A 25580-nucleotide genomic window follows, 5' to 3' on the forward strand; every position below is an offset into this window, starting at 1 on the left:
CATCTAGGCAATCGGTGATCCGCAACGGACCATGACGGCGTGGGGAACGCCAGCGAGTCAGATCCCTTACCGGTGCCATCCCCGCGAGATCGCTCCGATCCCCGCGCCTGGTGCGTCGTCGCCGTCGCCCGGCTGGCGCGCGACCTGCCCGAGGGAGCGCTGGAGGCCGCCGGCGAGGCGGTCGCGCGCGACCCCGACGGCGAGTGGGGGCATCGGCTGGTGAGTCTCGCCCATGAACGCCTCGGCCGCGACTCCGAGGCGGTCGTAGCGGCTCAGGACGCCGTCCGGCTCGCACCCGGCTCCTGGGCCGCACGGCTACGGCTCGGCTCAGTGCTGCGCAGGCTCCCCGGCCGATGGCGCGACGCCTGGAGCCAGGCCCAGCACGCCGTGCGCTTCGCCCCCGAGCAACCCGACCCGCACGTGCTGATCGGCGACCTCGCCCTGCTGCGCGGCGACCACCGGCAGGCCGCCGCGGCCTACCACGCCGCGCTGCGGAGGGAGGAGGAGCACCCCGGGGCGCGGGTCAACCTCGGGCTCGCCCACCTGCGCTGGGGCCGCCCGCGCGACCACCACGACCCGGTGTGGAGCGTCGACCCCCGCGAGACCGGCCTGGCCCGCCGCGCCCTGGAGCTGTGGGCCAGGCAGGTGCGCCTGCTCCTGGCGCTCTGCCTCGCGGCCGTCGCCGTCCTCGCCTTCTGGTACGACCTGCGCGACCAGGCGCGCATCGGCGGCGCGGCGGTGCTGCTCGTCGCGGCCGCCCTCACCGTGCGGCGGGCCCGCCGGATCACGGTGTGGCGGTACGTGCCGGGCATGCTCGCCCGCGACCTGTGGCTGTGCGTCGCGGTGTCGGTGACGGTCCTCGCGGTCGCCGCGTACGCCGCCGCGCTGCTCACCCTGCCGGCGTGGACGCTCGCCGACGAGGTCGTCCCCCTGGTCGCGGCGGCCGGCGCGCCCGAGATGGTCCGCTGGGACGACGTCGTCGGCGGCTTCTGGGCGGGATTGTTCGGGTTGGTGCTGTTCAACGGGGTGGCGGTGACCAGCCTGCGCGCGTTCGCCGAGACCTGGCAGGGCCGGCCCGTGCGGGCGCTGGCCGAGTTCACCGCCGTCCCCCCCGAGCGCGTCGGCCGGCGCGACACCGACGTGACCCTGTGGATCATCGCCGCCCGCCTGTGGTTCCTGGTGGTCCTGCTCGCCCTGCTGCCCGCGGTGGCGGCCGAGCCGCGCGCGGCGCTCGCCGGGGCCTGCGTGCCGATCGCCATGCTGTACGTGCGCCGGCGCGGCGGCCTGCGCTCGCGCCTCAGGGAGATCCTGCGCGAGGACCGGGGACTGGCGGTGGCGCTCACGTTCCTGCTCGCGGCGTCCGCGGCCCTGGTCCTGGCGGGAGCCGTGCCCGTCCTGGGCCTGCGGCCATCGGCCGGGGCGTGGGCGTGGTGGTCGGTCGCCGCGGCGCTGGTCGTGGTGGTGCTCGCCTTCGCGGCGCGGGCCGCGCGGGCGTGGTGGCGGGGGTCGGCGGGGCCGTGGCGGGCCTCGCTGATCCTGTGCGAGGGCTGCGGTCCCCGCCTGCCCGGGGACGCGGGCCCGTCGGTCGCGCTGAGCCCGGAGGTGCGGCGGGCGTTCACCTACTCCCGCGGCGTCGTGCTGTCCTACACCGACGCGGGCGGCCCCCGCACCCTCGCCGTCGGGGCGGTCACCTCGGTCACCCGGTCGGGGGAACTGCGCCTGATCGCCGCCGAGGACGCCTGGGCCGCGGCCGAGCGCGACCCGCGGGTGGCGGTCTTCGTGGCCGATCCGATCGGGCGGCGGTTCTGGACCGAGGTGCGCGGCATCGCCCTGGCCGACCCCGCCGAGAACGTGCTCCGGGTGACGCCCAAGCACGTCATGGTCGGCGAGTACCCCGGCCGCCACGAGGCCAGGCCCGCTCCCCGGCGTCCGTGAGCGCGCGGGGCCCGACGCCGCAGGCGCCGTGACCTCCTGGGCGTCGCCGGCGTCCGCCCGGCTCGGGGCCGTCCGGGTGTTCGCGGGGGACGAAGTTTCCGTTAAGTTACCCGTGCGCAGGGTTGGGAGGGTCTCGAGATCTGGACATATACCTACTTATAGGTAGAAATCCAGCATCCTTCGGGGGTACCGATGAGCACACCGCATAGCGACAAGCGGGCTCAGGACGTCATGCACCCGGGCGCCCAGTGCGTCGGCGAGCACGACAGCCTGCGCACGGCCGCGCAGATGATGCGCGATCTCGCGGTCGGCGCGCTGCCCATCTGCGGGGAAGACGACCGGCTCAAGGGCATCATCACCGACAGGGACATCGTGGTGAAGTGCTGCGCCGAGGGCAGGGACCTCGACCGGACGACGACCGGCGAACTGGCCCACGGGCTGGTGTGGGTGTCCGCGGACAGCGACATCGAAGAAGCACTGATGAAGATGGAGCAGCACCAGATCAAGCGCCTGCCCGTGATCGAGAACCACCGCATCGTCGGGATGATCAGCGAGGCCGACCTGGCGAAGGAACTGCCCGACAGCAAGCTCGCCGAGTTCGTGCACCGCCTCTACGCGGGAGCCTGACCGCCCCGCCCCGAGAACGCCCGGCCCCGGCCGGGCGGAAGACCGCCCGCGCGCCTCCGCCGGCGTGCCGTCGCGAGCACCGCGACGCGCCGGCGGGGGCGCGCCGCCATGCGCGGGGGGCGTGAACGCGGCGCGTCGTGGCGGGCGCGGCGCGCGACGCGCGTTCGGGGCCCTGGTGCGGTATAACCGGGAGGCGACCGGGGAGGCAAAATGCGGGACTCCGACAGGGCCCGGCCGGCGGGGCGCGCCGCGGCCCGTGATGCGTTCGAGCACGTCCGGCTCCGTTATTTCCAGCTTTCCCGTGCCACGAGACGGGTCATCTTCGGCGCTGTCCTCATAGGCGCCATGGTGCTCGCCGTCTTCCTCGGCTGGTCGCCGTTCTCCACCTTCGCCACCACTCTGTTACTTCTCGGCTACGGCGAGCTGACGCTCCGCTATCCCCGCGCCGCCGCGACCGTCCTGGTCGTGGTGGCGTGGTCGTCCCTGATGATGGTCGCCGCCGAGTACGTCAGCCCGCACTCCCTGCTGCCCACCCTGTTCGTCCTGCTCGCCGTGCTGACCGGCGTGGCGGCCCACCTCATCAGGTGGGTGACGCCGTGGATCACCACCATGGCCGCCCTCGGCGCCGCCGCCCTCGTGAGCCTGGCCGTGGCCACCTTCTCGGCGGACGCCGCCACGTGGGCGGCGTACGGCGTCGCCGTGGCCGTGCTGGCCTACCGCCTGGTCCAGGCCGGGCAGGCGCGCAAGCGGCTGGCGGCGGCGCGCCCCGAGGCCCCTGTTCAGGCGCGCCAGCGCGTGCGGGACGGCGCGGCCGAGCGCGACGGCGGCGCAGAGCGCTCGGCGCCGCCGCCGATCTCGGTCGACGACGCCCTCGGCGAGCTCGAGAGCATGATCGGCCTCGACCCGGTCAAAGAGCAGGTGCGCTCGATCGCGGCGTCCATCGAGGCCTCGCGGCTGCGCGCCGAGGCGGGGTACGCCTCCGAGCAGCCCATGCGCCACTTCGTGTTCCTCGGCCCGCCCGGCACCGGCAAGACCTCCGTGGCCCGCACGGTCGCCAAGATCTTCTACGCGTTCGGCCTGCTCGAGACCCCGTACGTCGTCGAGGCCCAGCGCGCCGACCTGGTCGGCGAGTACCTCGGCGCAACCGCGATCAAGACCAACGAGCTGATCGACCGGGCACTCGGCGGCGTGCTGTTCATCGACGAGGCCTACAGCCTGGTCAACTCCGGGGAGGGCCAGCACGACCGTTTCGGCGCCGAGGCCGTCCAGACCCTGCTCAAGCGCGCCGAGGACGACCGCGACCGGCTCATCATCATCCTGGCGGGCTACGACAAGGAGATGTCCGCCTTCCTGGCCTCCAACCCCGGTCTGTCGTCCCGGTTCTCCACCCGCGTCAACTTCCCCACCTACTCCCCGGCCGAGCTGGTCGGCATCGTCGAGCTGCTGCGCGCCCGGCGGGGCGAGCGGCTGCAGGCCGACGCCCCCGCGGCGCTGCACGGGCTGTTCGAGGACGTTCACCGGCGCGGCCTGATCGACGAACTGGGCAACGCCCGCTTCGCCCGCAGCCTGGTCGAGGCGGCGGCGCAGGCCCGCGACGTGCGCGTGGTCGGGGCCGGCGGCTCGCCCAGCCGCGATGATCTCCTCACCACCACCACGGCCGACCTCACCAAGGCGTTCAACGAGATCACCGCCCGGTTCCGCGGCTACCAGGCCACGCCGACCCTCGCCGACGCCCTGGCCGACCTCGACCGCATGGCCGGCCTCGAGCCGGTCAAGCGCCAGGTGCGGGCCATCGCCGCGCAGTTGCGCGTCGCCCGCATGCGCCAGGAGCAGGGCCTGCCCGCGCCGCCGCAGATGCGGCACTTCGTGTTCGTCGGCCCGCCGGGCACCGGCAAGACCACCGTGGCCCGCGTGCTCGGCCGCGTCTTCGCCGCGCTCGGCCTGCTCTCGCGGCCCGACGTGGTCGAGGCCTCCCGCGCCGACCTGGTCGGCCAGCACCTCGGCGCCACGGCGATCAAGACCAACGAGCTGGTCGACCGGGCGCTCGGAGGCGTGCTGTTCATCGACGAGGCCTACAGCCTGGTCAACAGCGGCTACCAGGGCGGCGACGCCTTCGGCGCCGAGGCCGTGCAGACCCTGCTCAAGCGCGCCGAGGACGACCGCGACCGGCTGGTCGTCATCCTGGCCGGATACGCCTCCGAGATGGAGCGGCTCCTGGCCACCAACCCGGGCCTGGCCAGCAGGTTCAACCAGCGCGTGACCTTCCCCTCCTACAGCGCGGCCGAGCTCACCGAGATCGCGGCGCTGCTGGCGGAGGAGTCGGGCGACCGGTTCGACGACTCCGCGCGGCGCGACCTGGCCGAGGTCTTCGCGTGGGTCTGCGCCGAGGGCCTGATCGACGGTCTGGGCAACGGCCGCTTCGCTCGTTCGCTGTTCGAGCGGGCCGCGCTGGGCCGCGACGTCCGCCTCGCGGGGCGCGGCGGCACCGCCAGCGCCGAGGAGCTCACCACCATCACCAGCGCCGACGTGCGCACCGCCGTCGACGAGCTGGCCGACCGCTGATCCCCGCGGGCCTGCCCGCGGGGTCCGCGTCCTCGGTTCACCGCCGCACGCGCGCCGTCCTGACGGCCCGCCCGTCGTGGCCCGCGGCCGACACCTGGTCCGATTGACGACTTTCTTGTCACCGGATGGTTACGCGATGTAGCAGGATGGGCACGGAGGGACGCGGAACGTCCCTCACGGTGCGCGATCCGGCACGCCTCGGCAGTCGGCGGAAGGGGGGCGATGGCGGGATTCCTGCTTCGCCGGTTGGTGAACTACGTGGTGCTGATCGCCGTGGCCGCGAGCCTGGCGTACATGCTGGCCGCCGTCGCGCTGGACCCGCGGTCCAACTACGAGGGCCGCAACCCCCGGCCGCCCGCCGCGGTCATCGACGCCCGGCTCCGCGCGCAGAACCTCGACGACCGCACCCCGCTCTTGCGGCGCTACCTCACCTGGGCCGGGGGAGTGCTGCACGGCGACCTCGGCCGCACCTGGAACGGCGACCCGGTCGGCGCCCAGCTCGGGCGGCGCCTCGGCGTGACGCTGCGGCTGGTGGTGCTCGGCCTGCTGCTCGGCAGCGTCGCCGGCGTGCTCGTCGGCGCCGCCGCGGCCGTCGGGCAGTACGGCTGGTTCGACCGGCTGTCCACCATCGCCGCCTTCACCGTGCTCGCGATCCCCACGGTCGTGCTCGCCAACATGCTGATCATCGGCGCCATCTGGCTGAACGACCACCTCGGCGCGCAGGTGTTCCTGGTCAGCGGCGAGGCCACGCCCGGCCTCGCGGGCGGCCCCGGCGCGGGGCTGCTCGACCGGGTCAAGCACCTGGCCCTGCCGACGCTCTCGCTCGCCGTCGGCCAGGTCGCCGTCTACAGCCGCTACCAGCGCAACATGATGCTCGACGTGCTGGAGGCGGACTTCGTCCGCACGGCGATGGCCAAGGGGCTGCGCAGGCGCACCGCCCTGGTGAAGCACGCCCTGCGCACCGCCCTCATCCCCGCCGCGACGTACTTCGCGTTCACCTTCGGCGCGCTGCTGGTCGGCGCCACCATCACCGAGTCGGTGTTCGGCTGGCACGGCATGGGCGAGGAGCTCGTGGCCTCCATCCGCACCAACGACGTCAACACCGTCGCGGCGATCAGCTGCTTCGCGGCGCTGGCCGTGCTGCTGGCCGCCCTGGCCTCCGACGTGCTGCACGCCGTCCTGGACCCGCGGGTGCGGGTGGGCCGATGAGCACGACGCTGAGCGAGGAGGAGTTCGCCGAGGGAGAGGCCGGGGCCGGGCGGGTCCGCGCGCCCTCACGGGGCCGGGTGGTGGCCGGGCGGTTCTTCCGCACCAGGCAGGGCGCCGCGGGCTTCGCGCTGCTGGCGTCCATGTTCCTGCTCGCCTTCGCCGGGCCGCTGGCCTGCCCCTGGTCGGCCGGCGAGCTCGACTTCTCGGCCTTCATGCAGCCGCCCTCGCCCGGCCACTGGTTCGGCACCCTGCAGACCGGCGCGGACGTGTTCGCCGTCACCATGCGCGGCGCCCAGAAGTCGCTGGTCGTCGGCCTGCTCGTCGCCGTGCTCTCGACGGGCCTCGCGGCCGTCGCCGGCTCCTTCGCCGGCTACTTCCTCGGCTGGACCGACCGCACGCTCATGTGGGTGGCCGACCTGCTGCTGGTGCTGCCCGCGTTCCTGGTGCTCGCGGTCATGTCGCCGCTGTTCGCCGGCGGGCGGTGGATGCTCTTCGTCGTCATGCTCGCGCTGTTCCTGTGGATGGTCACCTCCAAGATCGTGCGCGGCATGACCCAGACGATCAAGGAACGCGAGTACGTCAAGGCGGCGCGGTTCATGGGCGTGCCGCCCCGCACCATCATCTTCCGGCACGTCATGCCGAACCTCGCGTCTCTGCTGATCGTGGACGCGACGCTGAACGTCAGCGCCGCCATCCTCACCGAGACGAGCCTGTCCTACTTCGGGTTCGGGGTTCAGCCGCCTGACGTCTCCCTCGGCGGCCTCATCGCCGACGGGTCCAAGACGGCGCTGTACGCGCCCTGGACGTTCTGGTTCGCGGCCGGAGGGCTCATCATCACGATCCTGGCGGTCAACCTGGTCGGCGACTCGCTGCGCGACGCGTTCGACCCCGGCACGGGGAGGTCCACGTGAGCGGGCGGGCGCGAGGCGTGCGCGACGCGGAGCCCGCCCTGCGAGAGCGGGCGCGGGACGTGCGCGACGTGGAGCCCGCCGTGCGAGAACGGGCGCGGGGCGTGCGCGACGCTGAGCCAGCCGTGCGAGAGCGGGCGCGGGACGCCGATGACGCCGAGCCCAGCCTGCGTGAGCGGGCGCGCCGGGCGGGCGAGGGCGAGCCGGCCGTGGACGACCCGGTCTCGCGGCCGGGCGAGGCGGAGCCCGCCGTGCACGACCCCGTCCTGCGCGTGCGCGACCTCCAGGTGGCCTTCGGCGGCGTGCGGGCGGTGCGCGGCGTCGGGTTCCACGTCCGGGCCGGCGAGGTGCTGGGCATCGTGGGGGAGTCCGGCGCGGGCAAGTCCGCCGCCTGCCTGGCGGTCATGGGCCTGCTGCCCCGCCACGCCACGGTGTCCGGCTCGGTGCTGCTGCACGGCCGCGAGCTGCTCGGCGTCCCCGAGAAGCGCCTGGCGGCCTACCGGGGCCGGGCGATCTCGATGGTCTTCCAGGACCCGCTGTCGGCCATGACGCCCGTCTACCGCGTGGGCGACCAGATCGCCGAGGCCGTGCGCGTCCACCAGCGGGTGAGCCGCCGGCAGGCGGCCGAGCGGGCCGTCGAGCTGCTCGACCTGGTGGGCATCCCCCACCCCCGGCGGCGGGCCAGGGCGTTCCCGCACGAGTTCTCCGGCGGCATGCGGCAGCGGGCGATGATCGCGATGGCGATCGCCAACGACCCCGACGTCGTCATCTGCGACGAGCCCACCACCGCCCTGGACGTCACCATCCAGGCCCAGGTGCTGGAGGTCCTCAAGAAGGCCCAGCGCGAGACCGGCGCCGCCATCGTGCTGGTCACCCACGACCTCGGGGTCGTCGCCGGCTTCGCCGACCGGGTGCTGGTCATGTACGCCGGGCGCGAGGCCGAGTCCGGCACCGTCCGCGACGTCTACCACCGCTCCCGCATGCCGTACACCATCGGCCTGCTCGGCTCGGTGCCGCGCCTCGACGCGGGCGAGCGGCTGCCGCTCACCCCGATCGACGGCGCGCCGCCCTGCCCGTCCCGGCTGCCGCCCGGCTGCCCGTTCGAGCCGCGCTGCCCGATGGCGGTCGCCGCGTGCGCGCGGAGCGAGCCCTCGCCGGCGCAGGTGGCCCCCGGGCACCGCGCGGCCTGCCACCGCTCCGGCGACCTCGACGGGACCTCCGGCGCCCCGCTCGTGAAGGCCGCGGCCCGGCCCGCGGCGGGCGACGCCGCCCTCGCGCGCGTCGAGGCCGCGCCGGCGGAGCCGCGAGAAGGGCGGGCCGCGGTGCTGGAGGTCGCCGGGCTGGTCAAGCACCACCCCCTGATGAAGGGGGCCGTGTTCCGGCGCCGGGTCGGCACCGTCCGGGCCGTCGACGGCGTCGGCTTCGACATCCGCGAGGGCGAGACGCTCGGCCTGGTGGGGGAGTCCGGCTGCGGCAAGACCACGGCGCTGATGGAGATCCTCGAACTGTCCCGTCCCGAGGCGGGCCGCGTCGAGGTGTTCGGCCGCGACACCGCGACGCTCACCCCGCGCGACCGCCTGGCCGTCCGGCGTGGCCTGCAGGTGGTCTTCCAGGATCCCCTGGCCTCGCTCGACCCGCGCATGACCGTCCACGACATCGTGGCCGAGCCGCTGGTCACCCACGGTCACCGCGACACCGGCCCGCGGGTGCGGCGCCTGCTCGGGCTCGTCGGCCTCGACCCCGCCGACGCCGCCCGCTACCCGCAGCACTTCTCCGGCGGCCAGCGCCAGCGGGTCGCCATCGCCCGCGCCCTGGCCCTCTCGCCCCGCCTGGTCGTGCTGGACGAGCCGGTGTCCGCGCTGGACGTGTCGGTCCAGGCGGGGGTGCTCAACCTGCTGTCCGGCCTCGGGCGGCGCCTCGGGCTGTCCTACCTCTTCGTGGCCCACGACCTGGCCGTCGTCCGGCACATCGCCGACCGCGTGGCCGTCATGTACCTCGGCCGCATCGCCGAGATCGGCCGGGTCGAGCGGGTCTACGGCAGCCCGGCGCACCCCTACACCCAGGCCCTGCTGTCCGCCGTCCCCATCCCCGACCCCGACAAGGAGCGCCGGCGCCGCCGGATCCTGCTGGAAGGCGACCTCCCCAGTCCCGCCGACCCCCCGTCGGGCTGCCGGTTCCGCACCCGCTGCCCGAAGTTCGCGACCCTCGCCGGCCCGGCGCGGGCGCGCTGCGTCGAGGAGGAGCCCGAGGTCCGCCCGGTGCAGGGCGACCACGGGGCCGCGTGCCACCACGCGGAGAGGCTGGGCGTCGTCTGAGGCGGCGCCGGTACCCAGAGCTTGTAGATCGGGAGGAAACGTGACAACAGTCCGCAGGCGGGCGCTGGCCGCCGCCCTGGCCGTCGCCGTGCCGCTCACGGCCGCGTCCTGCGGGGGCGGCGCGGACGGCGGCCACCGCGCCGCCGGGGGCGCGCCCGCGTCCATGAAGGCCTTCGACGTCAACCCGGTGCCCCGCGAGCGGGTGAAGGACGGCGGCATCCTGCGCTGGGGGCTCACCGAGTTCCCCACCCAGTGGAACATCAACCACGTCGACGGCAACCTGGCCGAGGTCAAGAAGGTCGTCGACGCGCTCATGCCCGCCGCCTTCCGCGCCGACGAGAACGCCACGCCCACCCCGAACACCGACTACGTCACCGACGCCCGGGTCACCGCGACCAACCCCCGCCAGGTGGTCACCTACACCCTCGACCGCCGGGCCCGCTGGTCCGACGGCCGGCCGATCACCTGGCAGGACTACGAGGCCCAGTGGAAGGCCATGAACGGCCGCAACCCCGACTTCCACGTCGCCTCGACGACCGGCTACCAGGACATCGCGAGCGTCGCGCGGGGCAAGGACGACTACGAGGTGCAGGTCACCTTCCAGACGCCGTTCTCGGAGTGGCAGTCGCTGTTCTGGCCGCTGTATCCGAAGTCGGCCAACGCGACGCCGGACGCCTTCAACACCGGCTGGCTGAACCGCGTGCCGGTGACCGCCGGGCCGTTCAGGTTCCAGGCGTTCGACCTCACCGCCAAGACGATCACGATCGTCCGCGACGACCGGTGGTGGGGCGGGCGCGCCAAGCTGGACAAGATCATCTATCGGTCGCTGGCCACCGACTCCCTCGTCGGGGCGTTCACCAACGGTGAGCTGGACGTCTTCGACGTCGGCCCGTCGGCGCCCGACCTCGCCAGGGCGGCGCAGGCCAGGGGCGCGGTGATCCGCCAGGCCGCCGGGCCCGACTTCCGGCACCTCACCCTCAACGCCGAGAGCCCCGCGCTTTCGGACGCCCGGGTGCGCCAGGCCATCGTCCTCGGCCTGGACCGCTCGGCGATCACCCGGTCCGACCTGCAGGGCCTCGGCTGGAAGGGCACACCGCTGCAGAACCACCTGTTCATGAACACCCAGGTCGGCTACCAGGACAACTCCGGTGAACTCGGCGCCTTCGACCCGGCCAAGGCCGAGCGCCTGCTGGACGCCGCGGGCTGGCGCAGGGCGAGCCCGACCCGCCGCAAGGACGGCAAGGAGCTCGCGGTGCGCTTCGTCATCCCCTCCGGGCTGCAGCTCAGCAAGTCGGAGGCCGAGCTCGCCCAGGCCATGCTGCGCCGCATCGGGGTCACGGTCACCATCCAGTCGGTGCCGAGCGACGACTTCTTCTCCAAGTACGTCATCCCCGGCAACTTCGACATCGCGCCGTTCTCCTACATCGGCACGCCGTTCCCGATCTCCAGCAGCTACGCCACCTACGCCGACCGCACCAGGGCCTCCGACGGCAAGGCGCGCTGGAACGCCAACTTCGGCAGGTCGGGCAGCCCCGAGATCGACGCGGCGATGCGCCGGGCGTCCTCCGACCTCAACCCGGTGCGGGCGCGCCGCGACGCCAACGAGGCCGACAAGCTGATCTGGCGCGAGGTCAACGTGCTGCCGCTCTACCAGCGCCCCCAGAACTGGGGGGTCAAGGCGACCCTGGCCAACATCGGCGCCCCGGGCTTCTACACCCTCAGGTACGCCGACATCGGCTTCACGCGCTGATCGCCCCGTCCCGGCTCCCGAGGCCGGGACGCACCCCGGTCAGGCGGGCGGTTCGTCGGGGATGTCGGCGATGTCGTCCAGGGCGGCGGCCAGCTCGTCGGGGTGGTCGCCGATGCGCTCGGCGATCTCCATCAGGACGTGCAGCACGTCGTGCCGGTCGTGCCCGAGGTCGAGCAGGCGCTGCGCGGCCTCCCACAGTTGCTCGGGCTCGCCGTCCCACAGCCGCTTGGCGATCTCCTCGTGCCAGGCCAGGTGCTCGGCGAAGTCGGGACGGTCGCGCTCGTCGGCGTGGTCGATCTCCAGCAGGATGCGACGGTCGGCGTCCTCCGAGGGCCGCAGCCGCCACAGCTCGACGTCGCCGTGCGTGCCCTCCAGGAACGGGAAGGCGAAGGCCCGCCGCGCCAGGGCCGAAAGGTCGCCGTCGGGCAGGAGACGTTCCACGAGGGAGCGGTCCAGGCCGAAGGTCGTCGGGTCGCGGTAGGCCTCGGTGAAGCGCCCCGTGGCCTCCCAGACGGCGTCCAGCGTCGCCCGCACGCCCTCCTCGGGAAGGCCGGTCCTGGCGGCGGCGAAGCGCACCCACGACAGCAGGACGTGCGGCATGGCCTCCTGCTCGGCCGGGCTGAGCAGCACCTTGCGCGGCAGCCAGTCGAGCAGGAAGGTCTCGCACTTGGTCGGGCTGACCCGCAGCGGCCGGTTGAAGTCCTCGTCGCAGCCGTAGTCGATGATGTGGTCGGCGCACCGGGAGGCGGCCGAGGGGTCCGACAGGTGCTCGGCGGCGTCGGAGGCCAGGAACTCCGCCGCCAGCATCGCCCGGCGGTCGCGGCTGTAGGGCGCCTCGCTGAGCAGCGGAGCGGGGCGCTTGCGGCCCGGGGGCAGCGCCTTGATGCGGGCCCTGGCGAAGGCGTGGAAGGCGCTGTAGCCGTCGCTGACGAGCTTTGGGCCCTTGCGGCGGCCCAGGGACGCGGCGGTGGCCTTCATCGCGAACTCCAGCAGCGCCCTGGCCTGCTGCGGCTCGATCTCCTCGAACGACAGCATCGGGTTGCCCGCGGCCTCGACGGCGGCCTTGCGCAGCAGTTCGTCCACGTGGGAGGAGACCCAGGCGTCGCGGGCCATGCCGCGCATGTTGTAGTCGACGACCACCACCAGCGCGTGGGCGTCCTCGGGATGCTCCACCGGAGGGGCCGGCGCCTCCGGCGCGGTCGCGGCGTCCTGGCCGGAGGAGGCGACCGCCCCCCGGCCGGCCGTCGCTCGGCCGGCGGCCTCCTGGGCGGCGGTCTCCTGAGTGGCCGGCGCCCCTTGCGCGGCGGGTGCCTCCTGGGCGGCGGCGCCCGTGCCCTGGGCGGCGGGCGCCCCGTGGGCGGCGGCGCCCGCGCCCTGGGACGAGCCGGCCGGGGCCGCGGCGCCGTGGGAGGAGGCGTGGGCGGAGACGGAGGCGGCGGAGGCGGCGCTGTCGCGGCCCTGGAAGGCCGGAGGGGCCCCGCGGTAGGCGAAGGTGCACACCACGGTGTCCTGGTCGCCGTAGGCGTCCCTGGAGACGTAACAGCCGCGCGGTTTGACCGCTCCAACGCGCTCGGCCCAGCGGGGCCGGGCGACGTCGGACTCCATGAGCGCCAGCGCGGCGCCCTCGGCCTTGGCGGCCTGACGGGCGGTGCCGAGATAGGCGACGGCGACCAGCAACGTGAGGGCGGCGGGCGTGCCGGCCTTCGCGGCGTAGTCGACCAGCCCCTCGCCGAGGAACTCCTCCACGTCGCCCCGGCGCAGCCTGCGGCCCCACCAGGCGCCCAGCATGTCGGAGACCATCAGCTCGGCGTCCAGAGGACTGCGGACGGCGAGCAGTTCGCGGGCCGCCGTAAGCATCTCCGCGAACACGTCGTCCGGCGGCTGGGTCCCCCGGGGGTCTCGTCGTCGTCGGCGGCTCACGCCCTTACCCTCTCGCATTCCGCGCCAGAAAGGTGCACGGAACGCGCCCTGGTGACCCCGCTGTTACCGTCAGGGCCGCGTTGTCACCCCGCCGAGCCGGCGAAGGTCATCCGCGGGGCTCGTGCGCGCCGCTCGGCGGGCGGTCGGTCAGCGGCACCGAGCTCGCCACCGCCAGCAGATGCTCGCGGGCGATGCGCTCGACGACGGCCGTGGTGACATCGACGCCGAGATGCGCTGCGCACGCTTCGACGTCCTCCACACAGCGGTCCACGACTTCGACGGGCACTCCGAGGAACTCGTCCTGGAGACGGGCACTGACGGCCGTTTCGTCCCCCGACGCGGGAGAACGGGGCTCACGCGGTGCGGTCGCCTGTGAGCCGGTCCCCCGCCGGTCGGCGGTCCCTTCGGTGAAACGCGTTGCTAGAGCAGGCATGGGCGGTTTCGCATCCTCCGATGAGCCGGGGGACATCCATCCCCCGGACCAGTGCTCTGAGGGGGCGTGCGGTTCCCATTCCACCCTTTCTCGCGATGGTGTCAACCCCTGTCGCCGTAAGGGTTCGGCACATCGGGCACCCCGGAGCCGCTCCTGTGGGAAGCTGTCTTCGAAACGCGTCCGGTCTCGGGCGCGCCATGTGCCGTCGCGGCGCCTCGCGCCGCCGTCAGGGTCGCGGATGCCGGAGAGGTGGAGGCTTGGCCGAGGTGCTGCGGACCGACCAGGCCACGATGCGCGTGGTGAGAAAGTCGGCCGATCTTGCTGCACACCGCGGCGCGTTTTTGACAGGATGCGTTGACCGCATCGCGGCCGGGGCTTCCGTCCGCGCGTGCCCATCGCCGATGATGTAGTGCAGATTCCGCGCTACCAATCACAGTTATGGAGATGTGCCTCGTGGGAGACCCTGGCACGCGACGGAGGTGCCGACCATGAGCGCCGAAACCTCCGTGCCCCGTCCCCGGGAGTCGGGTGTGGACATCTCAGACCCCGCCCTGTTCGCAGGCCTGCTGGCGGAGGCCCCGTTCGCTTTCGCGTTCTTCGACGCCACCGGCAGGATCCAGCGGGTCAACCAGAGTTTCGCCGACGCCAGCGGCGTGGCCGCCGAGGAGCACGTCGGCCGGTTGGCGTCCGAGATCGTCGCCGCCGACCTGTCGGCCCTCATCGAGGCCGCCCTGCGCAGGGTCGTCCAGGAGCACCGCGCCGTCGTCCACGACGACCAGCGCTACCGCAGCATGTCGGCCACCGGTGAGCTCCGCCACTGGAGCCTGTCGTTCTACCCGATCCACGGCGACAAGGGGGCGCTCGCCGGGGTCGCGATGTTCGGCGTGGACGTCACCGAGCGCCAGCTCGCCGAGGAGGAGCTGCGCCGCAGCGAGGAGCGCTACCGCTCGCTGGTGGAGTCCCAGCAGCAGCTCGTGTGGATCGCCTCGCCCACCGGGGCCGTCGTCGACGACGCCCCGCAGTGGCGGGCCATCACCGGCCAGAGCCTGGAGGAGTACCTCGCCTACGGCTGGCTGGAGGCCGTCCATCCCGACGACCGCCCGGCCGCCGAGGAGGCCTGGCGCGAGGCCCTGCGCGGCCGCACCCTGTTCGAGTGGAGCTACCGCGTCCGCACCCGGGCCAGCGGCTACCGCCACTTCGAGGTGCGCGCCGTCCCGATCATCCGGCACGGCCGGGTCGTCGAGTGGGTGGGCGCCAACAGCGACGTGACGCCGCAGCGCGAGGCCGAGGAGATGCGGGGACGGCTGACCGACCAGCTCGGCGCCGCCGCCCTGCGCACCGCGCGCCTGCAGGGCGCCACCGCCCAGCTCGCCGAGGCCCTCACGGTCGAGCAGGTCGTCCAGGTCATCATCGACGTCGGCCGCACCGCCCTGGCCGCCGACAAGTCCTCGGTCGCGCTGCTCGACACCGACCGGGCCGCGCTGAAGCTCACCAACAACGGCGGCGTCGCCGATGTTCCGGGCGGCACGGGCGAGGAGATCCCGCTCTCCCAGTCCAGCCTGATGACCATGGCCGTCAACAGCCGCAGGCCGGTGTTCGCCGAGTCGCCCGAGAGCCTGAAGGCCCAGCTCGTGGAGGCCGGCGCCGACGAGGCGGTCATCGACGGGTTCCTCGCCGGCAGCGACGAGCGGGCCTGGGTCGGTCTTCCGCTGCTGGCCGCCGGGCGGGCCCTCGGCGCGCTCAGGTTCGCCTTCACCCGCCCGCAGAAGATCTCCCAGGAGGACGGCGTCTTCCTGGAGGCCCTGGCCGGGCAGTGCGCCCTGGCGGTCGAGCGCGCCACGCTGTTCGAGCGCGAGCACCGCACCGCCGAGACCCTCCAGCGCAGCCTGCTGCCCGACCGGCTGCCGGTGATCCCCGGCCTGGTGCTGGCCCAGCGGTTCCGCTCCGGCAGCAGGCACGTCCAGGTCGGCGGCGACTGGTACGACGCGTTCGTCCTGCAGGACGCCCGGGTCGCGGCCGTCGTCGGCGACGTCATGGGCAAGGGCGTCAAGGCCGCGGCCGGCATGGGCCGCATCCGCAACGCCATGCGCGCCCTGGCCCTCACCAACCCGCCGCCCGCGGCCGTGCTCACCGGCCTTGACCGCGTCTTCGACGCCACCGAGGAGGAAGAGCAGGTCACCACCCTGGCGTACATGGTCGTCGAGCCCGCCACCGGCGAGGGCACCCTCGCGCTGGCCGGCCACCCGCCGCCCCTGCTGGTGTCCCCGCAGGGCACCGCCGTGCTGTCCGACGGCGAGCCCGGCACGCCGCTCGGCTGGCCCACCACCCGCAAGCAGTTCCGGTTCTGCGTGCCGCCGGGGCACACCGCGGTGCTCTACTCCGACGGGCTCGTCGAGAACCGCAAGCGCGGGCTGGACGCGGGACTCGCGGAACTTTCGTCGGTGGTGGCCGAAGCGCCCCCCGAAGTCCTAGGAAATCCGCACATGTTGCTTGACTTCCTGGTGGATCGCATGCTGGCGGGGTATGAGCAGGACGATGACGTCACAGTGCTCGCCGTCCACGTGCCGGCCGCCACAAAGAGTGACTGAATGAAACAGTCATAAGGGTTGCTTTCGGGTATCGGTGACCCGCTTCCGTACGCACTACTGTTCCGGTCGGCCTAGGGTGGAGGGCAACCGCTGTGAGGCGGCCGTATGGACTGCGGGGTCATGCCACAATGCTGGACAGGCACGTCGCGGTTCGCACGGCCCACCACCGAAAAGAAGCAAGAGCCCCTAGCGGGCACCTGGGTCCATTCTCACCATGCGTTCGTTCGAGAGGTGTTCGTGTCGCCTGCAAGTTCGACTCGCTCGAAGCCGTCTGAGCTGAACGAGCCCGTCATTCAGCGGCTCATCGAGCGTGGGCGCTCGCAGGGTTTCCTCGAGTCTGAGGATGTCCGCAAGGCCTTCGAGGAGGCGGACATCCCGATGTCGCACGCCGCGGTGTTCCTGCGGAACCTCAGCAAAGAGGGTGTGACCGTCGTGGTGACCGCTGCGGACTCGGCGGCGCCCAAGAAGTCTCGTGGCCCGGCCAAGCGTCGCACCGCCGCCCCCGTCAAGAAGACCAAGACCGCCACCGCGGCGGCCAAGGAGCAGCCCGATACCGTCACGGCCGTGGTGAGCGGTGCCGGGGGCGAGGCCGCGGCGACCGGTGAGAATCCGGTCGCCAAGAAGCCCGTGGCCAAGAAGGCCGCGCCGGCGAAGAAGGCCGCACCCGCCCCTGACGCTCCCGCCAAGGTCGCAACCCCTGCAGCCCTCGCCAAGAAGGCCAAGCCGGAGGTCGCCGTGCCCGCGTCGCCATCGCCCAAGATCGAAACCAAGCCCAAGGTCGCCTCCGAGGACGACGAGGACCTCGACATCGAGGGCGACCTCGAACTGGAGGACTTCGACATCGACGTGGAGGTGGACGCCGAGGCCGAGCCCGAGGCGGAAGCCGACGCCGACACCGAGGCGGAAGCCGAGGTAGAGGCCGAGCCGGAGGCCGAGGTCGAAGAGGAGCCCAAGGCCGGCGCCGAGGTCCAGAGTGACGACGAGGTGCTGATCCTCTCCGATGACGACGACGACGCGCCGGTCGCGCAGGTCGCCGCCGCCGGAGCCACCGCCGACCCGGTGAAGGACTACCTCAAGCAGATCGGCAAGGTCCCCCTGCTGAACGCCGAGCAGGAGGTCGAGCTCGCCAAGCGCATCGAGGCCGGCCTGTTCGCCGAGGAGCAGCTTGCCAACGACGGCGAGCGCCTGCCCGTCGACGTCCGCGCCGAGCTCGAGTGGATCGCCGAGGACGGCCGCCGCGCCAAGAACCACCTGCTGGAGGCCAACCTCCGCCTGGTGGTCTCGCTGGCCAAGCGCTACACCGGCCGCGGCATGCTCTTCCTGGACCTCATCCAGGAGGGCAACCTGGGCCTGATCCGCGCGGTGGAGAAGTTCGACTACACCAAGGGCTACAAGTTCTCCACCTACGCCACGTGGTGGATCCGCCAGGCGATCACCCGCGCCATGGCCGACCAGGCGCGCACCATCCGCATCCCGGTGCACATGGTCGAAGTGATCAACAAGCTGGCCCGGGTCCAGCGGCAGATGCTGCAGGATCTCGGCCGCGAGCCCACCCCCGAGGAGCTCGCCCGCGAGCTGGACATGACCCCTGAGAAGGTCGTCGAGGTCCAGAAGTACGGGCGCGAGCCGATCTCCCTGCACACCCCCCTCGGCGAGGAGGGCGACAGCGAGTTCGGCGACCTCATCGAGGACTCCGAGGCGATCGTCCCCGCGGACGCGGTGAGCTTCACCCTGCTGCAGGAGCAGCTCCACTCGGTGCTCGACACGCTGTCCGAGCGCGAGGCGGGCGTGGTCTCCATGCGGTTCGGCCTGACCGACGGCCAGCCCAAGACGCTGGACGAGATCGGCAAGGTCTACGGGGTGACGCGCGAGCGCATCCGCCAGATCGAGTCCAAGACCATGTCGAAGCTGCGCCACCCGTCGCGCTCGCAGGTCCTGCGCGACTACCTCGACTGACCCGCCGAACGGCCCCCGCCCGGTCACGGGCGGGGGCCGTTCTGTGCCCGGATACGGTGAGGCGTGCTTAACGCATCCGTAACATGCCGGTAGTGAGCAACGTCTCGACGGCTTCTAGGCTCACGCGGCATGGGTGTGATCGAAGTGGATCGGGCGCGTGCTCGGGGGCCACGACTGATCGCAGGCCGTCCCTGGGCGGACACCGTGCTGGACGACGCGGTGGCCGCTCTCGGACGTGGATTCCTGGAACCCGCCATCCCCGCGCTGGTCGCGACCCGGGCGGATCCGGAGTTGCGCGCGCTGCGCGTGGAGGCGCTGGCCAAGGCCGCCGTGGGAGTCACGGGCGGCATCGAGGCCCTGCTCGAGCGAGATCGGGTCAACCCCGACCTGTGGCTGTGGCTCGGCCGCGCGCGCGTCGAGGAGGCATGGGAGATCAAGCCCGACGTGCGGGCGCGGGCGGTGCAGGCCGGCCGCCTGCGCACCTTCCACCAGGCGATGGAGTCGGCGCGGGCTCCGCTGCTGGCGGCGGCCCAGCTGCTGCCGGGCGACCCCGTGCCCTGGACCTGCCTGCTGTGGATGGCGCTGGCCCTGGAGAGCCCGAGGGAGGAGAAGGACTCCCTGTGGGCCGAGGCCTGGCGCCGTCATCCCTCGCTGTACGCCGCCCACGTCGTCCGGCTGATGACGCTGTCGCCCGGGTGGGGCGGCACCAGCCAGGAGATGTTCGAGTTCGCCCGCGGCGCGGGGCGGTTCGCGCCGGTCGGCGACCCGCTCTGGGCCCTGCTGCCGCTGGCCCACTTCGAGCACGTCGCGGGGGAGCGCTCGGGACGGTCGCGCGCGTGGGGCACCTTCGACGTGCAGCGGGAGATCAGCGCGGCGTCCGGGCGCTGGCACGACGGCAGGGGCTCGCGGCCGCATCCGCGGGCCGTGGAGGCGCACAACGCGTTCGGGGCCGCCTTCTACCTGGCGGAGATGCGCCGGCCCGCCAGGGGCCACCTGTCGCGCACCGGTGGCCGCTTCAGCGACATGCCGTGGTCGCATCTGGGCGACCCGGCCAGGGAGTTCCACAAGGCGTGCTCGCGGCTGAATGTGATCACGAACGGATAACGACGTCCATGGTCCAGGGCCGCCCCCGCGAGGGCGCGGCGCCCAGCTCGGTGGTGTGCCCGAGGCCGGTCAGCAGGTCGGCCAGCTCGCCCGGCGTGCGCGGGTCGGCGGCGGACTCCACCAGCGAGCGGGCGACCGCGCCGCGCGTGGCCTTGGCCATGTGGCTGACCACCGTGCGCGACCCGGCCGACTCGCGCAGCACGCGCACCGTGACCGCGCGCGAGCCTGGCTGCCACGCCTGCGCGTAGGTCGAGGACCGCAGATCGACGATCAGGCCCTTCCCCCCGTCCAGGGCCTCGCGCAGGCTCGGGCGCCAGTGGGCCGCCAGGCCGCCCAGGGGAGGCAGCCGCACGCCCATGGACAGGCGGTAGGGCGGCACGCGGTCGCCGAGCCGTAGGGCGCCCCACAGCCCCGAGAACACGATGATCCGGCTGCCGGCGCGGCGGCGCGCCCGGGCGTCCAGCGTCGCCAGGCCGAGATTGTCGTACAGCACGCCGGTGTAGAGCTTGGAGGCCGGCAGGGCGGGGGCGGTGCGCAGGGCGAGGTTCCTGCCCAGCTCGCCGGCCTGGCCGGGGGACAGGCCGAGCACCGCCATCGCCTCCTCCTGCGGGCCCCTGACCAGCGCGTCGAGCGCGTCGAGGGCCTTCTCGCGGGCCGAGGTCAGCTCGGGGAAGGACAGGGCGCCGAGGTCCAGGGGGCGCCCGGTGCCGCGGGCGGCCTTTCCCTCGGAGGGCGGCAGCAGGATGAGCACGGCTCCCGATCCTAGCCTCCGCAGGTCAGCCGGGTCGCGCGGCCTCCTGCGGCTCGGCCGGGAGGAGGGAAGATCGGCTAGAGTCTGCGCTGATGAACGAGGAATGTGCGGACATCGAGGCTCTTGTGCACCATGCCTGGCCGGCGACGCACCAGGAGGTGGTCGGCGACTGGATCCTGCGCGCGGCGGACGGCGTGACCAAACGCGCCAACTCCGTGCTGCCATGGGGAGAGCCGGACGATCCGGACAAGGCTCTCGACGAGGCCGAGAGGTTCTACGCCGCCCGGGGGCTGCCGTGCGTGTTCTCCGTGGGCCCGCGCGCGCCGTCATGGCTGGACGGCCACCTCGCCGGGCGCGGCTACCGCCTGGTGGACGAGGCCGCCTACATGACCGCCCCGCTGGACGGTGCGACCCCGCCGGCCGCCCACCCGGTGACGATCACGGACGAGCCCGGGCCCGGCTGGCTGACCACCTGGTGGGAGGTCGACGGCAGGTTCGACAGGGGCCTCGCGACCGCCGAGCGCATCGTCCGCGGGGTGCCCGCGAGCTACGCCGCCGTGCACGAGGGCGGCGCGCCGCTCGCCGTCGGCCGATCAGTGCTCAAGGACGGCATGCTGGGGATCTACTGCATGGCGACGGTGCCCGCCGCCCGGCGGCGAGGCCTCGGGCGCGGCGTGCTGCGCGGCCTGCTGGCGCACGGACGCGCGCGCGGGGCGACCGGGGCCTACCTGGTCGTCCTGTGGCGCAACACCACGGCCATGGCCATGTACGCCGCCGAGGGCTTCACGCCGGCGGGGCGCTACCACTATCGCGTGAGGTAGCACCGGCGCGCGGGCCCTAGCAGCGCGACGCGGCGAGGCCGAGGAGGTGTCCGGGGGGACGCCTCCTCGGATCGCCGCGTTCACGGTTCACCGTTATGAGGTTGTGCTCGGTTATCTGGGTCAGAGCGACGGGCCTGAGCTCACCGCTCGCTTGTGTTCGTAGGGGTTTCGCTGAGACGCGCCGACTCGTCCTGGATGTCGGCGCCCTTGTCGCGCAGAGCCGCAACGTGCCGACGCCCGTGGTGGGCGCAGAACAGTAGCTCCCCGCCCATGGGGAGGGACGCGCGGATGTACGCCTGGGCGCCGCACCGGTCGCATCGGTCGATGGCGGTCAGCGGCTTGGTGGGGGCGAGAGCTCCAGTCACGTATCGCCTTTCGGGTCACCCCACTGACGTGGGGATTTGGCGTCAGTCACTTGGCTCAACATCTAACCCGATGCGGACGTTCCCAATCGCCTTCCGGATACGCCGAGAGCAGAATGTGTCGTTAAGTGACGTGAATCGGCCGCCGCCTGACGCAGAACCCCCTGTTGGTGGCACGCTTAGGCACGGTGGACCATCGGAAACGGTAGGCTACGCACACATGTTCGATGCTCGGTGGGAGTGGGAGTGACCGCAGTCAGCACGGAGACGGGTTACACGGCCCGTCATCTGTCGGTGCTGGAGGGCCTGGAGGCCGTCCGTAAGCGCCCCGGAATGTACATCGGGTCCACTGACAGCCGCGGTCTCATGCACTGCCTCTGGGAGATCGTGGACAACGCCGTCGACGAGGCTCTCGCCGGCTACTGCAAGCGCATCGAGGTCGAGCTGTTCCCCGACGGCTCCATCGAGGTCCGCGACGACGGCCGGGGCATCCCGGTCGACATAGAGCCCAAGAGCGGCCTGGCCGGCGTGGAGCTCGTCTACACCAAGCTCCACGCGGGCGGCAAGTTCGGCGGCGGCTCCTACGCGGCCTCCGGCGGCCTGCACGGCGTCGGCGCCTCGGTGGTCAACGCCCTGTCCGCCCGGCTGGACGTCGAGGTCGACCGCGACGGGCGCGTCCACGAGATCAGCTTCCGGCGCGGCGTGCCGGGCGTGTTCGACGGCGAGGGGCCGGGCGCCAAGTTCAAGAAGAAGTCCGGCCTGCGCGACGGCGGCGCGCTGGGCCGCAAGGCCACCGGCACGCGCGTGCGCTGGTGGGTCGACAAGCAGATCTTCCTGCCCGAGGCCGAGGTCTCGCTGGACGAGATCCACGTCCGCGCCCGGCAGACCGCCTTCCTGGTCCCCGGCCTCACCATCGCCGTGCGCGACAGCCGGGGCGAGGAGCCGCTGGACGAGGAGTTCCGCTTCGACGGCGGCATCTCCGAGTTCACCGAGTTCCTGGCCCGCGACGAGGCCGTCTGCGACGTCATGCGGCTGCAGGGCGTCGGCCACTTCCACGAGACCGTGCCCGTGCTGGACGAGCAGGGCCACATGACCTCCACCGAGGTCGAGCGCGAGCTGACTGTCGACGTCGCCGTCCGCTGGGGCAAGGGCTACGAGACGACCGTGCGCTCCTTCGTGAACGTCATCGCCACCCCCAAGGGCGGCACCCACATCAGCGGGTTCGAGCGCGCCCTGCACCGCACGATCAACGAGCAGCTCAGAGAGACCCGCCTGCTCAAGAACGGCGACGACCCGGTGACCAAGGAGGACCTCCTCGAGGGCCTCACCGCCGTGGTCACGGTGCGCGTGCCCGAGCCGCAGTTCGAGGGCCAGACCAAGGAGGTCCTCGGCACCTCCGCGGCGAGCCGCATCGTCGCCCACGTGGTCTCCCGGGAGCTCAAAGAGCTGTTCGCCAGCACCAGGAAGGCCAACAAGCTCCAGCTCAGGGCCGTCCTGGAGAAGATCGTCGCGGCCGCCAAGGCCCGCATCGCCGCCCGCGAGCACCGCGACAACCAGCGCCGCAAGAGCGCCCTGGAGAACTCCGCGCTGCCCGCCAAGCTGGTCGACTGCCGCAGCGACGACGTCGACCGCAGCGAGCTGTTCATCGTCGAGGGCGACTCCGCCCTCGGCACCGCCCGCGCGGCCCGCGACTCGGAGTTCCAGGCACTGCTGCCCATCCGCGGCAAGATCCTGAACGTGCAGAAGGCCTCGGTGGCCGACATGCTCAAGAACGCCGAGTGCGCCGCGATCATCCAGGTGATCGGCGCCGGCTCCGGCCGGGGCTTCGACCTCGACGCCGCCCGCTACGGCAAGGTCATCCTCATGGCCGACGCCGACGTGGACGGCGCGCACATCCGCTGCCTGCTGCTGACGCTGTTCCACCGCTACATGCGGCCGATGGTCGAGGCCGGGCGCGTCTTCGCCGCCGTGCCGCCCCTGCACCGCATCGAGATCACCAACCCGGGCAAGGGCAAGGAGAAGTACCTCTACACCTACTCCGACGCCGAGCTGCACCGCACCCTGCGCGACCTCGATCGGCGGGGCAAGCGCTGGAAGGACCCCATCCAGCGCTACAAGGGCCTGGGCGAGATGGACGCCGACCAGCTGGCCGAGACCACCATGGAGCCGCGCCACCGCACCCTGCGCCGGGTCCGCATCGAGGACGTCGAGGCGGCCGAGCAGATCTTCTCGCTGCTCATGGGCAGCGACGTGGCGCCCCGCCGCGAGTTCATCGTCAGCAGCGCCGCCGAGGTCGACCGCGACGCCATCGACGCCTGACGCCTGCGGCTCCTCGGGGGTGGCGGGGCGTGAGGCCTTTCAGGGCGTGCGGGCCGCCGGCGCTCACGAGATCGCCGTTGATGAGGTGAAGGCCGGGAGAGATCCCGGCCTTCACGGTATGCGGGCGGTACGGGCAGGGTCAGAGTTCGACCGGCATCAGCTTGCCGGTGTGGACGTCGTACACCGCTCCGCCGACGGCCAGGCGGTCGGGCAGGTAGGGGTAGGTGCGGATGCGCACCATGTCACGCCGCAGCGCGGCGTCCTGGTCGGGGACGGTGTGGAACTCCAGGCTGCGGGTGTCCACGCCGTACTGGCGGCTGATCAGCTCGTGGACGTCCTCGTCGGTCGACTTGGCCATCCGGCAGTCGGTGTGCGGCATCACCAGCACGCGATCGACCCCGAGCAGGTACACCGCGAGCACGAGCGTCCGCAGGACGTCCTCGGTCACGCGCGCCCCGGCGTTGCGCAGGATCTTGGCGTCGCCGGCCGACAGGCCGAGCAGCTTGAGCGGGTCGATCCGTGAGTCCATGCAGGTGACCACGGCCAGCCCGCGCCTGGCCTGACCGGTCAGGTCCGCCTGCTGGAAGGATCTGGCGAAATCCTCGTTGGCGGTGAGCAGATCGTCGAAGGCTTCCGTCATGATGCCCATATTCCCGGATGTCGGTTCGGCGAATACCTCCGGGGGGCCCGATACGAGGGTTCGTAAAGATCCCACGATCACGCGTCACGATGGGTGATGATGTTCCCACTCTTAGTGAAGATCGTGGAGAGGGTTCGTGGTGGGGACGACCGATTCGCTCGCAGGCCATCTACGCGCGCGGGCCAGGTGGCGGCTCGACCGGGTGCAGGCCCGGGACGGCGGCTGGAACGCGCGCTGCGCGCTCGCCCTGCTCGACGCCGCGTCCTACACGCAGTCCCTTCCCGACGACGACCCGCTGATCGCCGCGCTGGAGGAGGCCGGCTGCTTCGGGGCGTACGGCTGCGGCGAGTTCGAGCCGCAGGAGGCCGTGGCCCGGCTCATCGACTCCTGGCACGACGGCGAGCCCTGGGAGCTGCTGACGGCCATCCCCGTCGCGGCCAAGGCCGGCGCCACGCCCTCACCCTCCTGACCGCGGGCGTTCGCGCGGTAGCGGCCGCACGGGCCGCCGGGAAAGTCCGGGAAGATAATCGCGAGGGTGACGTAGAGCGGGCCGGGCCGGCTCCGACTCCCTTACGACGGACCCCGCAGGGGTCGCCACCCACGGCAAGGAGCCGATCGTGAAGTACATGCTGTTGATCCATAACCGTCCCGGCTACGTCGACGAGCTGTCCGAGGCCGACCGCGAGGCGTTGTTCGGCGCGGTCGACTCGATCATGAAGGAGCTGACCGAGACCGGCGAGCTGCTGCGCGGCGAGGCCCTGGCCGACCCGTCCCAGAGCAAGACGGTGCGCGTCCGCGACGGCGTCCCGGCGATCACCGACGGGCCGTTCAGCGAGGCCAAGGAGCAGTTCGCCGGCTACCTGCTCGTCGAGTGCGAGACGCCCGAGCGCGCCGTCGAGATCGCCGCGAGCTGGCCCGACGCCCGATACTTCGCCATGGAGGTCCGGCCCGTCGTCCACCAGTCGGGGCCGGAGGCCTGAAGACGCCCGTCCCGGCCCGCTAGTGCGGTGACCACAGACGTTCCCCGGGCGCGGCTCTCCACCTCGGGCCGCGTGCGGTGACCGCGTACGTTCATCGGGCGCGGCTCTCCACTTCGGGCCGCACCTGGTGCGGTGACCACATACGTTCCCCGGGCGCGGCTCTCCATCCCCGGCCACGTGCTGCAGTGATCGGCGCCGGGTCGGCGGGTCGTGGTACGGCGATGCCGGCGCCTGCTACGGCGCCCGAGCCGGTGCACGTTCGTGGACAGCGCACTAGTGTCATGCGCCTGAAATTCGTCACTTAAATTTCTATGATTGCCGTATGTCGTCTTCGGGGCCGTCCGCGGTGGAGATCAAGCTGACCGATGCCGAGCGTGCTCGGTTGGTGGAGTTGTCGGCC

Annotated in this window: 20 protein-coding genes; 15 read left to right on the forward strand and 5 right to left on the reverse strand. The window is 72.7% G+C overall.

The window, feature by feature from the left end:
- Positions 1–72: 72 nt before the first annotated feature.
- The 7 genes from ACFQSB_RS26745 (at position 73) to ACFQSB_RS26775 (ending at position 11306) form a co-directional block, all read left to right on the forward strand.
- On the forward strand, positions 73–1935 hold the full coding sequence (locus ACFQSB_RS26745; protein WP_380829694.1) for a tetratricopeptide repeat protein: 1863 nt from the start codon (positions 73–75) through the stop codon (positions 1933–1935).
- Between the two features lie 192 nt (positions 1936–2127).
- Entirely contained in the window at positions 2128–2562 is a 435-nt protein-coding gene (locus tag ACFQSB_RS26750; protein WP_354917638.1) for a CBS domain-containing protein, read from the forward strand.
- A 210-nt stretch (positions 2563–2772) separates the two neighbouring features.
- Positions 2773–5124 carry an AAA family ATPase gene (locus ACFQSB_RS26755; protein ID WP_380829695.1) on the forward strand — a complete coding sequence of 784 codons (2352 nt, stop codon included), beginning with the start codon at positions 2773–2775 and terminating at the stop codon, positions 5122–5124.
- A 222-nt stretch (positions 5125–5346) separates the two neighbouring features.
- Positions 5347–6333 (forward strand): ABC transporter permease, encoded by a 987-nt coding sequence (locus ACFQSB_RS26760; protein WP_380829696.1) that lies wholly within the window; start codon positions 5347–5349, stop codon positions 6331–6333.
- A complete protein-coding gene (locus tag ACFQSB_RS26765) occupies positions 6330–7244 on the forward strand; it encodes an ABC transporter permease (RefSeq protein WP_380829697.1) in 915 nt (304 codons plus the stop codon). Before ACFQSB_RS26760 ends, ACFQSB_RS26765 begins: the two co-directional genes overlap by 4 nt.
- Before the next feature lie 206 nt (positions 7245–7450).
- Entirely contained in the window at positions 7451–9556 is a 2106-nt protein-coding gene (locus ACFQSB_RS26770) for a dipeptide ABC transporter ATP-binding protein (protein WP_380829704.1), read from the forward strand.
- A gap of 40 nt (positions 9557–9596) precedes the next feature.
- On the forward strand, positions 9597–11306 hold the full coding sequence (locus ACFQSB_RS26775) for an ABC transporter family substrate-binding protein (RefSeq protein WP_380829698.1): 1710 nt from the start codon (positions 9597–9599) through the stop codon (positions 11304–11306).
- Positions 11307–11345: 39 nt separating this feature from the next.
- On the opposite strand, the gene ACFQSB_RS26780 is transcribed toward ACFQSB_RS26775, so the two are convergent.
- Together ACFQSB_RS26780 and ACFQSB_RS26785 are read right to left on the reverse strand one after the other, a co-directional pair.
- Positions 11346–13163 (reverse strand): hypothetical protein, encoded by a 1818-nt coding sequence (locus ACFQSB_RS26780; protein WP_380829705.1) that lies wholly within the window; start codon positions 13161–13163, stop codon positions 11346–11348.
- A 169-nt stretch (positions 13164–13332) separates the two neighbouring features.
- Complete coding sequence (locus ACFQSB_RS26785; protein ID WP_354849980.1) at positions 13333–13485, reverse strand: hypothetical protein; 153 nt, start codon at positions 13483–13485, stop codon at positions 13333–13335.
- 431 nt (positions 13486–13916) lie between these two features.
- On the opposite strand from ACFQSB_RS26785, the gene ACFQSB_RS26790 reads away from it, so the two are divergent.
- The 4 genes from ACFQSB_RS26790 (at position 13917) to ACFQSB_RS26805 (ending at position 19307) form a co-directional block, all read left to right on the forward strand.
- Positions 13917–14069 carry a hypothetical protein gene (locus tag ACFQSB_RS26790; RefSeq protein WP_354849983.1) on the forward strand — a complete coding sequence of 51 codons (153 nt, stop codon included), beginning with the start codon at positions 13917–13919 and terminating at the stop codon, positions 14067–14069.
- A 78-nt stretch (positions 14070–14147) separates the two neighbouring features.
- Positions 14148–16247, forward strand: a complete 2100-nt coding sequence (locus ACFQSB_RS26795) for a SpoIIE family protein phosphatase (RefSeq protein ID WP_354849986.1) — start codon at positions 14148–14150, stop codon at positions 16245–16247.
- A gap of 237 nt (positions 16248–16484) precedes the next feature.
- The gene (locus ACFQSB_RS26800) at positions 16485–18203 is read left to right on the forward strand and encodes an RNA polymerase sigma factor (RefSeq protein ID WP_380829699.1); all 1719 of its coding nucleotides are present in this window, start codon (positions 16485–16487) and stop codon (positions 18201–18203) included.
- Between the two features lie 129 nt (positions 18204–18332).
- Positions 18333–19307, forward strand: coding sequence for a hypothetical protein (locus tag ACFQSB_RS26805; protein ID WP_354849992.1), 975 nt, complete (start codon positions 18333–18335; stop codon positions 19305–19307).
- Here ACFQSB_RS26805 and yaaA read toward each other — a convergent pair.
- A complete protein-coding gene (yaaA, locus tag ACFQSB_RS26810) occupies positions 19294–20058 on the reverse strand; it encodes a peroxide stress protein YaaA (protein WP_380829700.1) in 765 nt (254 codons plus the stop codon). The genes ACFQSB_RS26805 and yaaA overlap by 14 nt on opposite strands.
- Positions 20059–20150: 92 nt before the next feature.
- Here yaaA and ACFQSB_RS26815 point away from each other — a divergent pair, with 92 nt between their 5' ends.
- Complete coding sequence (locus ACFQSB_RS26815; RefSeq protein ID WP_380829701.1) at positions 20151–20879, forward strand: GNAT family N-acetyltransferase; 729 nt, start codon at positions 20151–20153, stop codon at positions 20877–20879.
- 140 nt (positions 20880–21019) lie between these two features.
- On the opposite strand, the gene ACFQSB_RS26820 is transcribed toward ACFQSB_RS26815, so the two are convergent.
- The gene (locus ACFQSB_RS26820) at positions 21020–21244 is read right to left on the reverse strand and encodes a DUF7455 domain-containing protein (RefSeq protein WP_354850001.1); all 225 of its coding nucleotides are present in this window, start codon (positions 21242–21244) and stop codon (positions 21020–21022) included.
- A gap of 243 nt (positions 21245–21487) precedes the next feature.
- On the opposite strand from ACFQSB_RS26820, the gene ACFQSB_RS26825 reads away from it, so the two are divergent.
- Positions 21488–23560 (forward strand): DNA gyrase/topoisomerase IV subunit B, encoded by a 2073-nt coding sequence (locus ACFQSB_RS26825; protein WP_354850004.1) that lies wholly within the window; start codon positions 21488–21490, stop codon positions 23558–23560.
- A 139-nt stretch (positions 23561–23699) separates the two neighbouring features.
- Here ACFQSB_RS26825 and ACFQSB_RS26830 read toward each other — a convergent pair whose 3' ends face one another.
- Entirely contained in the window at positions 23700–24200 is a 501-nt protein-coding gene (locus tag ACFQSB_RS26830; RefSeq protein ID WP_354850007.1) for a beta-class carbonic anhydrase, read from the reverse strand.
- A 139-nt stretch (positions 24201–24339) separates the two neighbouring features.
- Here ACFQSB_RS26830 and ACFQSB_RS26835 point away from each other — a divergent pair, with 139 nt between their 5' ends.
- The gene (locus ACFQSB_RS26835; RefSeq protein ID WP_354850010.1) at positions 24340–24669 is read left to right on the forward strand and encodes a hypothetical protein; all 330 of its coding nucleotides are present in this window, start codon (positions 24340–24342) and stop codon (positions 24667–24669) included.
- A 157-nt stretch (positions 24670–24826) separates the two neighbouring features.
- Complete coding sequence (locus ACFQSB_RS26840; RefSeq protein WP_354850029.1) at positions 24827–25180, forward strand: YciI family protein; 354 nt, start codon at positions 24827–24829, stop codon at positions 25178–25180.
- The last annotated feature ends 400 nt before the right edge of the window (positions 25181–25580 follow it).

It is taken from the genome of Sphaerisporangium rhizosphaerae, assembly GCF_042665155.1.
GTDB lineage: Bacteria > Actinomycetota > Actinomycetes > Streptosporangiales > Streptosporangiaceae > Sphaerisporangium > Sphaerisporangium rhizosphaerae.